At 56.4% G+C, this 15,067-nt stretch carries 9 protein-coding genes; 5 read left to right on the top strand and 4 right to left on the bottom strand.

Annotation, left to right across the window (positions count from 1 at the left end):
• Positions 1–35: 35 nt before the first annotated feature.
• Positions 36–1,373 carry an ABC transporter substrate-binding protein gene (locus tag CCHOA_RS00720; RefSeq protein ID WP_123925772.1) on the bottom strand — a complete coding sequence of 446 codons (1,338 nt, stop codon included), beginning with the start codon at positions 1,371–1,373 and terminating at the stop codon, positions 36–38.
• 648 nt (positions 1,374–2,021) lie between these two features.
• Complete coding sequence (locus CCHOA_RS00715) at positions 2,022–2,732, bottom strand: hypothetical protein (RefSeq protein ID WP_123925770.1); 711 nt, start codon at positions 2,730–2,732, stop codon at positions 2,022–2,024.
• 309 nt (positions 2,733–3,041) lie between these two features.
• On the opposite strand from CCHOA_RS00715, the gene trmB reads away from it, so the two are divergent.
• The gene (gene trmB / locus CCHOA_RS00710) at positions 3,042–3,848 is read left to right on the top strand and encodes a tRNA (guanosine(46)-N7)-methyltransferase TrmB (protein ID WP_123925768.1); all 807 of its coding nucleotides are present in this window, start codon (positions 3,042–3,044) and stop codon (positions 3,846–3,848) included.
• A gap of 213 nt (positions 3,849–4,061) precedes the next feature.
• Positions 4,062–4,742 carry an NYN domain-containing protein gene (locus tag CCHOA_RS00705; protein ID WP_123925766.1) on the top strand — a complete coding sequence of 227 codons (681 nt, stop codon included), beginning with the start codon at positions 4,062–4,064 and terminating at the stop codon, positions 4,740–4,742.
• Between the two features lie 132 nt (positions 4,743–4,874).
• Here the strand turns inward: CCHOA_RS00705 and CCHOA_RS00700 are convergent, their stop codons facing one another.
• The gene (locus CCHOA_RS00700) at positions 4,875–5,414 is read right to left on the bottom strand and encodes a hypothetical protein (RefSeq protein ID WP_123925765.1); all 540 of its coding nucleotides are present in this window, start codon (positions 5,412–5,414) and stop codon (positions 4,875–4,877) included.
• 624 nt (positions 5,415–6,038) lie between these two features.
• On the opposite strand from CCHOA_RS00700, the gene CCHOA_RS00695 reads away from it, so the two are divergent.
• Together CCHOA_RS00695 and CCHOA_RS00690 are read left to right on the top strand one after the other, a co-directional pair.
• Positions 6,039–8,744, top strand: coding sequence for an MMPL family transporter (locus tag CCHOA_RS00695; RefSeq protein WP_123925763.1), 2,706 nt, complete (start codon positions 6,039–6,041; stop codon positions 8,742–8,744).
• Positions 8,741–9,841, top strand: coding sequence for a lysylphosphatidylglycerol synthase transmembrane domain-containing protein (locus tag CCHOA_RS00690; RefSeq protein ID WP_245992154.1), 1,101 nt, complete (start codon positions 8,741–8,743; stop codon positions 9,839–9,841). The genes CCHOA_RS00695 and CCHOA_RS00690 overlap by 4 nt, the downstream gene beginning before the upstream one ends.
• A 1,981-nt stretch (positions 9,842–11,822) precedes the next feature.
• Here CCHOA_RS00690 and CCHOA_RS00685 read toward each other — a convergent pair.
• Positions 11,823–12,134, bottom strand: coding sequence for a hypothetical protein (locus CCHOA_RS00685; RefSeq protein WP_123925761.1), 312 nt, complete (start codon positions 12,132–12,134; stop codon positions 11,823–11,825).
• Between the two features lie 260 nt (positions 12,135–12,394).
• Here CCHOA_RS00685 and CCHOA_RS00680 point away from each other — a divergent pair, with 260 nt between their 5' ends.
• Positions 12,395–14,968 (top strand): HtaA domain-containing protein, encoded by a 2,574-nt coding sequence (locus CCHOA_RS00680; RefSeq protein WP_123925759.1) that lies wholly within the window; start codon positions 12,395–12,397, stop codon positions 14,966–14,968.
• Positions 14,969–15,067: the final 99 nt, after the last annotated feature.

Genomic DNA, 15,067 nt, shown 5'->3' with positions numbered 1-15,067 from the left:
CCCCTGCGCAGTGCGCGGTGCGAGAGGTTGTGGGTCTACTTCTTCACCTGCAGGCCGGCACCTTCCAGTGAGGTGATCGCCTCAGCTTGCGCCGCGTCAATGTTGGCCTGCAGCGGCATACCGCTGCCCGCATTGTCGATGAGGGTTTCTTTCACCGTTGGCCAAGTTGGGCTGTACAGCCAGCGCGGGTTGGCATTGTCAGCAGCCTTTGTCAGCTCAGCCATGACATCTTGTCCGCCATAGAGCTTCTTAATGGCCTCTGGGGTTTCCACCTTGCCCTTGGCAGCCGGCACGAGCCCCTGGCTGGCCATGGCCTTGAGGTTGGTGTTGTACCAGTCGGCGAATTTCAGTGCGGCCTCTGGTGCTTCGCAGCCCTTCAAGACAACGAGTGCAGAGCCGCCCCATGGACCGGACTGCTGTTCCGGCATTTGGGCTACCTGCCAGTTTGCCTCTTCTTTTCCTAGCGGATCAAGGTTGAAAGCAGCTTCCCAAGCGGCACCGATATAGCCGATGAGGGTGCCTTCTTTCAGTGCCGTGTCGGTTGGTGCCGGGTCGCCCCACCGATCAGCAACCAGGGTAGTGCCGGAGTTGATGGAGGTTTGCCACGCATCGGCCACCTTTTGCGAGGTAGGTCCGTTGACGTCAACTGCCCACGCGTCACCGTCGATGTCGAACCATTGTGCGCCGTAGGCGGCGTTTAATGCGGCATACCAGTCACCGGCTTCATCCTTGAAGAAGGCGGAGGTGTACTTGCCGGCAGCCTGTGCCTTTTCAGCATTCGACCAGTATTCGTCCCAGGTGGTTGGGGCGGTGATCCCCAGCTCGTCGAAGGCATCCTTGTCGTAGTAGTAGACCAGCGGGCCGGTGTCCTGCGGCAGACCATAGGTTTTGCCACCCAAGGTGACTTGACCCCACGGGCCGGCACCGTAGTGATCTTGGTACTCCTTGGCAAGATCGGTGACATCCATGAGTTCACCGCGCATAAGCATGGCGGGCAGGCCATCATAGGAGGCCTGTGCCAAACATGGGGCGTTACCTGCCTTGATCGCCGCCGAAATCTTGTCATAGCTGGCGGTGGCGTCACCTTCGAACTTCACCGTCTTGACCTGAATATCCGGGTTTGCGGCATTGAATTCGTCGGCAGCCTCAGCAACCTTGATCATGCCATCCTTGTCCGGCAGACGGTGCCAATACTCGATGGCGACAGCATCCCCACTAGGAGCGGCTTCGCTGGCAGCGCTCGACACGGTGCTTGAGGCAGTATCTACTGCATCCTTTGCCGTGTCGTCTGAGCCGCAGGCGGCCAGGCCCACAGTGGACAGTGCAGCCACTGACAGCAGGCTCACCAGTCGTTTGGTGCTAAGCGTGTTCATGATGATCCAAGAACCCTTCCTGTTCAACCTTTTTCACGCTGCGATCCACGCAGCAAAAAGGGACGACAGGCCGCCCGAATCAGCGGCCCTGATTCACTGACCAGACTATTACCGTGCAAGTCAGCCGCGCAGGAGGTCGAGAAAGAAATTCCCCGCTTCACCGCAATTTTTTCCCCGAAAACAACTCCCAGCCCGCGCCACTGCGCAGTACTAGGCCGCACACCACAGCAGGAAACGTCATTCCATAAGGACAGATCCATAAATCATGTCCGCATTAAGCTGGGAAAATACCAAGCGACGAGGGAAAAACTACCGCATTGAGGTGACCATTGAAAAGGCACGCGTACCCTGTGCGGTAGCCGTTGTGAGATTGCTCAACTTCCGCCCCATCCAGGTGTGCGTAACAACGGATTACCCCACCCTTTACCCCTTTCCGGGTGGAAAAACTGCGCGATACTGCTCGAAGCATCCCGCTTTCACGCAACTGTATTTCAATTCCTGCAGTCGGCGCCAACATTCCCCGTGTACCCGAACCACAGAAAACGGCCGACACCAGGGTGCCCGCATAGCAGCCCAGTGCAGGCCTCACGGGATGGCGCAAATACAACAGAGCCGTGTTATGCAGGCTGCCTGTAGCGGCTCCGGCCATTAATACGCGTGGTTACATTCCCCGTTGCTAAGGTTGGCCACCGCTGTGAGATCGCTAACCGGCCGCCATTGCGCCAGGCAGGTTCCTGCGGGAAGCCCTTCAGGCAGAAATGTCTGGTACTTGTTTTGCAGCGTGATCGCCCCATCAACAATGTCGAATTGTTCAATCGTGGTTTCCGGATACGGCCAATAATAAGAGACTTGATATACGCCACGATTCCCGACGTCGGGAAGCAACATCGGCATGCGACTACCGCCGGCACCGGCCTTACCTTCCAGCAGAATATTGTCGGCAAACTGCAACTGCCCCGGTGTAGAGGTGCCCCGCACGATCGCGACCATGTTCCAAGTATTCGGCCGTTCATCACTTCGACCAACGCGGAGGAGCAGCTCCGGGAGACCATCGGCGTCAACATCAGCAACCGTGTAGCTGTAGTTGCCGGCGGGTCGAACATTCGGATCGGGATGGTGCATTGGAACAATGCCGGGATTGTTCAACACTGCACCATAGGCGTCCTGCAATTCCGCCAGCGGATCAGGATCATGCACCATTGTTGCAGTGGCCTGCTGGTCCGTCGACGCCGCAGGGGTGACGGTGACGGTCTCCAACACCACAGTCTCAACGACTGCTGCCGGGTGCTCTCCGGCACAGCCAGCAGCAGCAAGACTTACAGAGCCGGCAAGGGCAAGCAGGATAGCGCGTGCGTTCATGGAAAAAGGCTTCTCTCCTCTACGGGCAGCTCCCAGCATCCTTTGCTTAGGCGAATACTTGCTGCTCCGAGGATCCGATCCGCCCACCCACGCAAGCTTCCGCGGCACCAAACCAAGGTTGCTGCATAGGTGGTATGTGGCAATCTTTGTAGGAGTACTTGTGGGGTACAAACCTGTGCGAATATTGGGCGCGCACGTCTGCTACAAGTACGCGTAGGGCTTACTGCGGACACAGAGTAACTTCGACGAATCCTGCCAGGTGATTTTCACACACGGGGTTCTTGCGCCCGATATGAAACAATATATGCCATGACTGACCACGACACTGCCCCCGCCGATGCCCAATCGACGACGAATACCCCATCTGCTGCAACAGCCGCGAATGTTGGTGAACTACCACCGGGACGGCCACTGCAATCCACCTTCGATGATGGTCTTGACTATCCCCGCCTGGGCACAGTGTCGTTTCGCCGTGGCACACTCACCGACAACCAGCAGCGACTCTTTGTCGAGCATTGGCCGCGTGTCGGGAAGGTCTTAAGCGACGAACGCATCGATGTTGATCAGTGGTTCGGTCGCACCGCCCCAACCATCGTCGAGATCGGCTCAGGTACTGGCACGTCAACAGCGGCAATGGCTGCCGTTGAACAAGACACCAACGTTATTGCTGTGGAACTGTATAAACCAGGCCTGGCGAAACTGCTTGGTGCAGCAGTGCGCGGCAATTTGGACAATATTCGCCTCATCCGCGGTGACGGGATTGAGGTGCTCAATCGGATGATTGCCCCCGAATCACTATCCGGTATTCGCGTGTTCTTCCCGGATCCGTGGCCAAAGGCGAAGCATCACAAACGGCGCATTATTCAATCAGGGCCGTTGCGATTATTCGCCTCTCGGTTACGACCCGGCGGGGTGCTGCATGTGGCAACGGATCATGCCGACTATGCCGAGTGGATCGATGAGCTCGTCAATGTTGAACCATCTTTGGAATATATGGGATGGCCGTGGGAGGACTGCCCACAGCTCACCGACCGGCAGCTCATCACCAAGTTTGAGGGAAAAGGCTTAAACAAAGACCATGTTATCCGGGAATACTTGTGGCGGAAGCGGGGCTAGTCCGCTCAACCAGCCGTGAGTGAGGGTGCCGTCAAGGCTCACACCTGCGATGACTATGCTTGGAAGGCAGCAAGCGATTGCGCAAGCTTGGGTGTGCTGCAAAACACCTGCTTGCATTGTTCACTTTTCGCGCGTGCCCAGGATTTCACCCCTGGCACACGGGCTTCTTTACCGCATAGTTCACGTAAAAGATAAAGGTTGAGTGCATCGCACATGACTTCCGCACATACCGATACCAGCGACATTGCCGTCACCGCTAGCCAGCCCCTCCCACCACCGGGTGATCGGGAGATTCTGCTCATTTGGGATGCCCCAAATGTGGATATGGGGTTGGGCGCAATTTTGGGTGGCCGCCCAAGTTCGGTAAACCGTCCCCGCTTTGATGCAGTTGGCCTGTGGCTACTTGACTATTGCGACCAGCGTGCCGCTGAACTCGGGCACACGCCTGTTCCGGAAGCAACTGTGTTTACTAACATGCTGCGCGGCAGCGAGGATGCGCTGCGCTCTTGGGTGGAGGCACTGCGTAACGTCGGGTTCTCGGTGTTTGCTAAGCCGAAGCTGCATGATGACTCGGATGTTGATCCGGATATGGTTGCCCATATTCGACGCCGTTTTGAACAAAATGTGCTCGACGGGGTTGTTGTTGCGAGCGCCGACGGGCAAAACTTTAAAGAAATCCTGGATGAACTCGCTGCCGCCGGTATTCCGGTGACTGTGATTGGTTTCCGGGAGCACGCCTCCTGGGCGACAGCGGCAGACAATCTGCAGTTCGTCGACTTAGAGGACATTCCCGGGGTGTTCTTAAAACCGTTGCCCCGTATCCAGCTGGAGATGCTTCCCGACCAGGGTGGCTGGATGCCACCACTGCGCCCGCTGTCCTGTTTGCGGAAGTAACATAGGAAAAACTGCAGCACACTGGACAACATCCTTTTTGGGCGTCACGCCCTCTAAGGTTGTGCAGTGTGCTGCAGTTGTTCTGCGCGGGCTAGGTGTTACTCGCAGTCACGGTAACTGCTAGGTGAGTTCTTAGCGAGGCAGTGGCAGCTGTGCCATCAGCTGCGGGTTGGTTGCAACGACGCCACCGGCAAGTGCCAGCAGTGCAACGAGGACACCGACGATAATCAGCGGCTTGTTGTCATTCTCCTCGCCGCCGTTATTCGAGCTGGAACCCTGATTTTCATTGTCGCTCGACCCCTGGGTCAGCTTCGACGAACCCAGGTTGCTGGCGATGTTCGTCACCGGATTCTGGCACTCGTCAATCTTGGCCTCGACTGCCTTATTGTATTCAATAATTACCTTGCTTAATTCATTGTGGCCGCCGGAGAACTTGATGACCTCTTCAAGGTGAGCCTTTTGCTCGGCAAGTTCCTTCTTATAGGCGTCGATCTGCTCTTTGTTCGCTAACCAGCCCGTTCCGCACTCCTGTTTTTCCAATTGTTTGGTCGCTTGCTTGAATTTTTCGATCCAAACATTTTCGTCATACTGCGCGGTGGCCGGGGTCACCCCGCCGAGTGCAACGGCGCCCGCTACTGCAGCTGCGGCGATTGCCTTCTTCATTGAACGCATGAAAATCTCCTAGGAGTTCTTTCGCGCTGCCAATCTCATATGCTCCATGACGGCAGCGCAGTGACAATGTAACCGTGCCCAGCGCACAGTTACTGCTTCCCGCAAGTCCTGTGCGTCCCCATTAGTGGAACGACAAGCTCACGTCCCCCTTTAGACGTAGTTAAGAAAAAGATGGTTACTTACTGAATAAAGCGAAAGATTCTCTTTAGCACCACACCCAGCTGTGAGCTGCGCATTCGGGCGATTCGCCGGGGTTATATGAGATAGCACACACGACGGTTCGTACTTGCGATTCCTTCCACGCCGCGCGGCCCAACGCCGTTTCCCGCAGCAATGCTAAAAAAGGCACGCACCCGCCCAGGGCAACACCGGGAGCGTGTTAAAATAGTGAAGTTTAGTGACATAACGCTACTGCTGTGACGTGTGGGATGCAGCGTTGGTTGCTCATCCTGTTTTCAACTGCGGGTTTGCCGACGACACCAACGGCCTGTTCCACATGCACGTTTCAGCTTTCCTGCCCGCAGGTACCAGCCGGTAAGATCACAACACCTATTCACGTGCCACTTCCACTGTGCACATGAACGCTTTGTCGAAAACTTCCATCCACTAGAGGGGATACACACGATGTTTGGACGGTGGGGATCATTCGCATACCGCCACGCAAAAGTGGTGCCTGTGGTGGTGCTGAGCATCATCCTCGGCGTGTATCTCCTGGCTGGAACACAGCTGGACAAACGACTCAGCCAAGAAGGTTGGGTGGATCCGAATTCTGGTTCAACCTATGCACAGAACTTGGAACTCGACACGTTTGGCCGGGACAATTCCGGCGACGTCATCGTCATGTTCTTTGCGCCCGCGGGGCAAAGTATGGCCGATCCGGATAACCGCACCGCCATGGCCTCCTACTTAGAGGTAATCAAAGCCACCCATCCTGATGAGGTTGCTGAGGTGGTCTCCTATTCGGATGCGCTGAATCCGCAGTTAATCTCCCCGGAGGGCGATACCGCATTTGCCGCGATTGGTTTACGTGGCGATGGGGAGCAAACCTTGCGGGACTTTCGGGCACTCGCCCCAGAAGTTGCCACCGACGGATCGACGGTCGATCTCGCCGGCGGCGTACAGGTGCGTATTGCCGGTGCGACGGCGATTGCTGATGCCCTCGATAAAGGGATGGCCGACGATATTCACCGGGCGGAGATATATGCACTTCCCGCAGTCGGGGTGTTACTGCTGCTGGTGTTCGGCTCTCTTGTCGCCGCCGGCATGCCGCTGATTGTTGGGGTGCTCTCCATTTTGGGTTCGCTCGGGGTGTTGTCGATGCTGGCAACAGTCACCCAGGTCAATGTGTTTGCTCAGTCGGTGGTGACTCTGCTCGGCCTGGGGCTGGCTATCGACTATGGACTATTTATGGTCTCCCGGTTCCGGGAGGAACTCAGCCGCGGGGCTGATACCCGCCAGGCAGTGATCACCACCACCGCCACCGCAGGGAAAACAGTGGTGTTTTCCGCCGGCATGGTAATGGTCGCACTGTCGGGACTGTTCTTGTTCCCGCAAGCATTTTTGAAATCGATCGCCTACGGGGCGATCAGCGCCGTGGGGCTTGCCGCGGTGCTATCGCTGTGCGTACTGCCGTGTTTGTTCACTTTGCTAGGGCGGCGCATTGATGCGTTGACGATTCGAAAGCAGGATTTCTCCCGCGACCCGGAGCAGGGCATATTTGGTCGGGTTCCGGCGTTTGCGCAACGCCACGCCACCCTGACCACTGTGGGTCTCGTTGGTGGATTATTGGCGTTGACTATTCCGCTTGCCGGCGTCTCTTTCGGGGGGATCAATGAAACCTATCTGCCGCCGGCACATGCCACCCGCCAGGCGCAAGAACGCTTTGATGCAACCTTCCCACAATTCCGCACCGACCCGGTAAAACTTGTCGTAACCAATGCGACCGACACCGAACTTGCCAGTATTTATGCGCAAGCCAACCAGGTGACCGGGCTTACCGGCCGCTTCAAGATCGCCTCGGAAACCAAGGATGCAACAACGGTGTTAAGTGCCGGGATTGCCGACCGGACACAAAATAAAGCCGTGATTGACCAGCTGCGGGCATTGGATGTGCCCGGTGACGCGAAGGTCTATATTGGTGGCACCCCGGCACTGGAAGTCGAGTCAATTGAGGCGCTGTTTGACACACTGCCATGGATGGCAATCTATATTGTCATCGCTACTTTCCTGCTCATGTCGTTGACGTTTGGATCGATGATCCTGCCAGCGAAAGCCATCATTATGACGATCCTCGGCCTGGGGGCCACCTTAGGGATTTTGACGGCAATGTTCGTCGACGGGTTCGGGGCAGATCTCTTCGGCTACACTGCAGGTCCACTGATGAGCCCGGTGCTGGTACTGATTGTGTGCATTGTCTATGGGTTGTCGACGGACTATGAAGTGTTTTTGGTTTCCCGAATGGTGGAGGCTCGGCAGCGTGGCATGTCCACTAGCCGGGCGATCCGCTACGGCACAGCACATACCGGATCGATTATTACCGCGGCAGCACTGATCATGATTGTGGTGTGTGGGGCGTTTGGTTTTAGCGACATTGTCATGATGAAATACATCGCCTTCGGCATGATCGCGGCGCTGGTGCTTGATGCGACAGTGATCCGCATGCTGCTCGTGCCAGCGGTCATGGAGCTGCTACAGGAGGACAACTGGTGGGCACCCCGCTGGGTGAAACGTGCCAGCAGACATCTTGGCCACGGGGAACACTCCCCTGCCCTGCAGGTGACACCGCCGGCGGCGAATATCAAGCTCGCCCCGCCGGTCGCTGCGGCAACCACAGCCTCTGCTCCAGCAGCGTCCACCACCGAAAGCACTGCCGCAGCTGATGACTTCGCTATCCGAAAGCAACCATCTGCGGCACCGCGCCAGTATCCGATTCGGCATCTTCCACCGCGTGACGAGCATGCAATCACTTCCCCGCCACATCCGGAAGCGGTCAACCAGCGCACAACCGCGTCACCTGCAACGTTCACCCCTCACTCCCAATCTGAACACACTTCCCCCGAGCAGCAGGATCATCCCGGTGAGACGAAAGGAGTCACGCCGGTCAGCGACAGCGAAAACACGAACCGGGATGCCCACACCCCCACCAGCAGTCACACCGCTGAGGAGCCGGTGGCGCAGCGCGGTGGGCGCACCACCGCCGACGACGGCAACCTGGTGAGTTTTGCTGAACTGAAAGATAAACTCCAACCCGTCGACGGGCCACGCGATCGAGTTCACCACCACGGATCCCGGGTGGCGCGACGTCGCCGGAATAGGCGCGGGAACCAGTGAGCCGGCCATCAACTGACCCGACCGGCCACCGGGGCATCCGCCTGATCACCTGTCTGCAACACTGGTGGGCGAAACCGTGGGTGAAATGGCTCACCCCCTTTGCCGTGTTCACCGCCGTAGCGATAGCTCTGAACGATCGGGCACCGATGCTCAAACAAGGGCTTGCCGCAGTTGCCGCCGCCGATCGAACCGGGGTGCTGCTGAGCTACCTGTTGAGCTGTGTTTCCCTGGTGTGCATGGGTGAAGTGATGCGGATCCTCCTTGCCGCCGGCGGGATACGACCCGCACCCTGGCGACCCACCGCCCTCGTATTTGCCGCGAACGCCTGGTCAACCTCTCTGCCCGGCGGGCAAGCAATCGCCACCGTACTGTCCTTTAACGCCATGCGTTCCTGGGGCGCATCGGTGGCACTCTGCTCCTGGCAGATCGTGTTCTCCGGGGCAATGTCCACTATTTGGCTCCTCGGCCTGGGGCTGATGTCAATTACCAACCTCGGCTCATCCATCCCACTGTGGTCCATCATCCCCGCCACGCTCACCCTCACCGGCCTGCTTGCCGCCCTATGGTGGGCAACCCACCATCCACGCCACCTTATCCGCTGGGCGCGACGCCTCTTAAGCTGGTGGAATCGGTTATGGAAACAGGACCGGTTACAGCATGTTGACACAGTTACCAATCAAATCCGACAGCTTGGCTCAGTTGAACTCTCTAAACGAGTCTTTATCAGTGCAGGACTGCTCTCCCTCGGCAACTGGATCCTTGACGTTGTGGCGCTATCAGTATGCATCGGTGCAGTCACCGGACAGCTACCTGCCCTCCACGCTGACAGCACCCACACCACCATTGCCGGAGTCATCGTTGCCTATGTGAGCAGCAAAATCGCGGGAACAGTCCAAGCAACCCCAGGGGGATTAGGGCCGGTGGAAGCCGTCATGACCGCAGCCCTCGTCGCGGTCGGGATGACTGCAGCCGGTGCACTCGGGGCAGTGTTTGTCTATCGGATGACAAGCTTCCTCGCAGTCACAGCCACCGGCTGGCTCATTCACCTGATGGTGTACGCAAAAACAAACCTTGTCGAAACCACCCAAACCGACTAGCAGCAGCGCGACACAACACCCCCAGCCACTCTTGCACCCCTGTGACCCTCCCGATGGCACAACACTTAGCCGAACACAATTGCGAGCCCTTTAACAGACTATTCCTCACGCCGCAATACTCAACAATGCAAAATTTCATTACTAGTGAATGAATAACAACGGAAATCGATGAGCAGGAGATAGCCAACATCGATCATCACCAGGATGCTCATTTAACTGCACACCGGGCAAACCACTAGCCGATATTGGCGTTACAGCGTGAATAGCAGAGGCTGCTGCCATCGACTTGCCATGCTAAACAAACGAGCAATGAAACAGTCAAACGACGCAAGGCAATGTCACCCACAAAGGACATGCACTTTTTCAAACTAGTAGACATGCACCAGGATCGATAATGCTCGCCGGTGTCAAAAACACTACAACCCATTCGCTTTTAGGGTGAAGCCCTCAGCTGCTTGGTCAACATGTTGCAACGATTGCAAATCGCCAACATGTCATCAAATCACCCCAGCTCTGCGGAGAGCAATGTAGTCGAAGAAACTTGATGGGCATGCAATTTAGCCACTTTCACCAACCCGCTAATCCTCAGGATCAACCGCCCGCACCCGACGAACATATATACAAGGCGAGGATCTAGTTCACGCAACTTGCTTGCCCGTCACGCGCAGCAGAAGGGAGCCCGCCATCGATGACGCTCCGACAACCGCACAACTCCAGCCCACCAAGCCAAAGCTAATTGTCCCTACACACGGCCAAAAATGGCGAAATTGGCGTGTCGGCGCAATTTGCACCATTTGAAACCCGCCCTAACCTGCGGAAACACTACCCTAATAAGAGATAGATACCTGCATAATTCACAACACGACACCCTAAGCAACCCCGTCACACACACGATCACCCCTTCCACATCATCACCCAGCGACATCATGCCCATGCCACAACCACACCCCACGTATAGAAAAGGTAAAGACTCGTTATCCCACCAACCCACGCCTATCCCCCACCAGACACACCAACTGCGACCCGCGCACCCCGCCAGACCGTTACGCCCCCGGAAGGAAACACCTCAATCCGACGAAAAACCGGCAAAATTGGTGTGTCAGTGCAATTTGCACCATTTGAAACCCGTCCTGACCTGCGAAAACACCACCCCAATAAGAGATAGATACCCGCATAATTCATGAAACAACACCCTCAAGCAACCCCGCAAGCACACTGCCCAACTCGCATGGCGAACTGTGGTGCGAACCTTGTCAGCCCTTCCAGATATTCCCTCAAAACCCGCCAACGGCACCTCAAACTCATCAACCCATGCAAATCCCTAGCTAGCCACTCCTAAGACAATCCCCACATAATCCTGCGGAACCGACCCTTCAGCACATGGCTTGCCGCAACCGTAAAACCGTCGAAAGTAGGGTGTCAGTGCAATTTGCACCACTTGAATAGCACCTTGACCTGCGAAAACACCACCCCTAATTGAGATAGCATACTGCGGAATTCTGTCTGTCAATGAGCGCAAATTGCACCAACAGTCAGACAGGTGCACGCCTCGACGGACTCGCCACCGCTCCCGCTCCCCATCTGGTTGTCCCGCACGAACAACCGCACAAAAAGACGCCACATAGAACCCATCAAAAACAGGATTATGAAAAATAGAACAAGTAGTTGAACTAATTCACTCCAAAGTGCAAACGTTGCAAATCTTGCCGATCGATAACTCCGCCACATTTCACGAGCGGAATATTGTAAACAGGTAATCTTCTTCGCAACTTAAGGCGAGCTACTCGCATTTCTAAGTTGAACCTTCCGAATAATAGCGATAGTTCAAATCACGGAATCATGCCGTACACATAAAAAGACACCCCAAAAGAACCATTTCAATGATTCACCCATGTCCGACTTGACTGCATCAGTAAACGTGTTTACAGCGGTCGATATCGATGTGAGTCTTCATATTTCTACTTAGTCGTTTTCATCGCAACTACGAATACGCCCCATTGACCGCAGAAATGAGTCCAGTTGTTTGCTCTGCTGTCGGCTTATCCATCAGCTGCACTTTCGGTTGAACGAGAAGCAGCGCGGACATAGCCAAGGTGGGATCTTGGGGTACATCGGGCGGTAGCAGGGTGGTGGATTTATCTGTGCAACCTTCAGCGGAGCCTAAGCCTAATGTGACAGCAAATCCCATCCCTGCCAACTGTTTTAACGCCATCACTAATGCTGTGCACACGCCCGATTGCCCGTGGGGTTGTGCAGCCAATGCGACATGAGCCAATGACTGGTAGTTGCTCATTGATACTGCTGAGAAAGCTAATTTCCACCATCGCGTGCTTAGCAACTTGCCGTGTCCTACGCAGGGAAAGGCGGCGGGTAGCGACGCTTCTCGCAGTGATCTACCTTGCTTGGACGCTTCCCCAAGCAGGGGGCACACCCGTGGATTGCACCGAACCCGCCATCCATTCCTCACATACGGAACTTAGGGTAGGGTAATGCGAGTTATGTAAGGCGAACCTAAACCAGTCCGGGAGGTTCGCACTCTCGTCAAGGAGCTCAATGCAACCCCCTGCTATCCGTTCAACCCGAAGCCGCACTATTGCCGCTGCACTTGCCTGCAGCCTCATGTTTAGCCCGCCGCTGCTGATCACACCGGCGCAGGCTGATCCCGATACCACACACACCTCCACCAACCCGCAGACCGCTGTTGGCCTGGATTGGGGATTGCGTGCATCGTTTGTTTCCTACGTTGGTGGAGCAACTGTTGTCGATAGTGGCGCAACAAAGCTGTTCAGCAGCGATGATGCTGACGAACACACCACTGAAAATGCGTACCGATTTACGCTTGCTGATGCAGGATACGATTCAGCAACACACACCACCACAGCGGCGTTTAGTGGCCGGGTGGAATTCTTCCAATACTGCAATGGGCAAACCCCGGCGCGCGGGAACTGCGATCTGGAGCTGACGTTCGTCAATCCGAAGATTGTGATCACCGACGATGATGCGTATCTCACTATGGATGTACGTTCGAAGCAGTATCCGGCCGGCGACGTGTTTGAAAAGACGGGCGCCCGGGTTGCTGATTTAGATCTGTCAGCAGCAACGGTTGCGACCACAGACGGGGTCACTACCTGGACCAATATTGTGCCAATGTTGGCTGCCGATGGGGTGAAAGCATTCTCCGGGTTTTATGACGCTGGTGAAGCGCTAGCACCGTTGTCATTTTCCTATGTTGGTGAAGGTGCACCTTCTACCGGCCGGGAAGCCGGGTGGAAGCTTACAGCGCAGCAGCGTACTTCGGTGACTGCTGACGGTGCGCGCCTGTTCGCCGCCGATGATGCGGTAATTGTGGCTGGTAAAGACACGATTGAGGTGCTCGATGGGAAAACCCTTGCGCAGCGGCACACGGTAGCCGTGGCGGAGGGGCGGAAGAATGTGCTTGCTGGGCTTACCGGTGATGGTGGTGTCGTGTTCGTCGACGGCCGTGAGGTGAAAGTGCTGTCGATTGCAGATGGTTCGACGGCTGTACTTGCGACACTCCCGGAGTCTGCACCGTATTCGGGGCAAGGCCCCGTTGCATTGACGGTAACTGCTGTCACCGATGGCTGGCAGGCTGCCATTGTGATCAACCGCGGCAATGCTACAGCTGAACTGCAGGTCGTATCCGGGCGAGGCAATGCGGTTCGTGAAACGGCCGTGTATCCGATTGTTGATCCGCGAACCACCATTGACGAATTGGCGCATGTTCCCGATGAGCAGAAGGCTTCCTGGATCGTAACGCTGGTTGGGGAAGACTATAGTTTCTCCTCTATGCGGGACTTGGTTTCTGCTGACGATGGCAGTTATCTGCTGTTGTCCCAGTCGAGTGTGTATGTCAGCGATGAGGAAAGCCACCGGGTGCCGCCGCTGCGCATCACCGTCGATGAGGACGCGAAAACCGCCAGCGTCACCTATCTTGCTGGTAGTGACGCAATTCCTGCGATGCGACCATCGTCTATGCAGATGACTGGGAACACTGTGGTGTTTGCCACGGACAGTTGGCGGGATGGTCAGGTGGCGAGTTACACCTATGCCGACGGCAGCCTGCAATCAGTGCACGGCCCGGACACGATTACTGTTGATGACTCGACCCTCGGGGAGATCGCCGGGGTGCACATTGTTGATGATTCCACGGCGCTGATTAGTGCGGTAAGTGATTCCAGTATTCACTGGGTGAACTTGGATGACCATTCAGTGGAAAGTGCGGTGGCGATTCCGAACGCGAAGGATACCGACGGCCCGTACCGGTCGCTGGTGCAAGCTGATGCCGGCACCATCTATGTGTTGGGCATTGTGATGGATAACAGCACTTGGGAAGAATATCTGCAAGTCAACAAGTTGACGAAGGTTGAACCTACGCAGCCGCCCGCGGAAGATGAGTCATCATTGGAAGGAAAACTTCCGCCTATTACCACCCCGGATGATCCGGACACCCCGGAAACGGCTGATACCTCTACGGGATCAAAGCCGGACACTCCGGAAGAATCTCCGGAAGAACCGGTGGTGGAAACACCTGCAGATGGCGACGCAGCACAGGACAATGGTGGCGTTGGAAACGATGATGGGCCGCAAGAGGGCGATTCTGAGAGCACCGACACCGCCGGTCAGGATGATGAGGCGCAGCCGGAAGAAGCTGATGATCCTGCACCGCAGCCGACTCAGCCCGACGAGGCAGAGGGGAACACAGATGCCAGCGACTCTGCTGATACGGCGAACCAGCCTGCTGATGGCACCACTGTTGGCCAGCCAGAACAGCCAACCGAAGAACCAGAAACGCCGGCCTTGCCAGAACAGCCTTCAGGCGAACCAGAACAGCCTGGTTCGGATGAAAATAGTGCTACCGATGACGTGGCTGATCAACCGGCTGATGTGACACCAGACGAAGACAAGCCTGCGGTAAACACCCCGACCGAATCCTCCCCTGCGGCTGACGGTGACAAGAAACCCGCAGAGCAGCGTCCGACAGGTCAGGCTTCTGGCAGTTCAATCCCGTCCATCTTCGGTGCTGTCGGTGGCGCGTTCGCCGCTGGATTACTTGCTGTGGCAAGTCTTGTTGCTCTGATCTTCACTGTCCTACTCCCCCGAGGCTAAATGTCTTCCACGCATCCCCCTGCCAAGCATCAGTCCGCTGCCGACATCTCCTCTGTGTCGGCGCGGAAATACCACCACCGTCGGCAGCGACGCCGGCTA

Source organism: Corynebacterium choanae (genome assembly GCF_003813965.1).
Lineage (GTDB): Bacteria > Actinomycetota > Actinomycetes > Mycobacteriales > Mycobacteriaceae > Corynebacterium > Corynebacterium choanae.
Note: the sequence above shows the minus strand (reverse complement) of the source record. Positions and strands in the feature narration are given on the sequence as shown.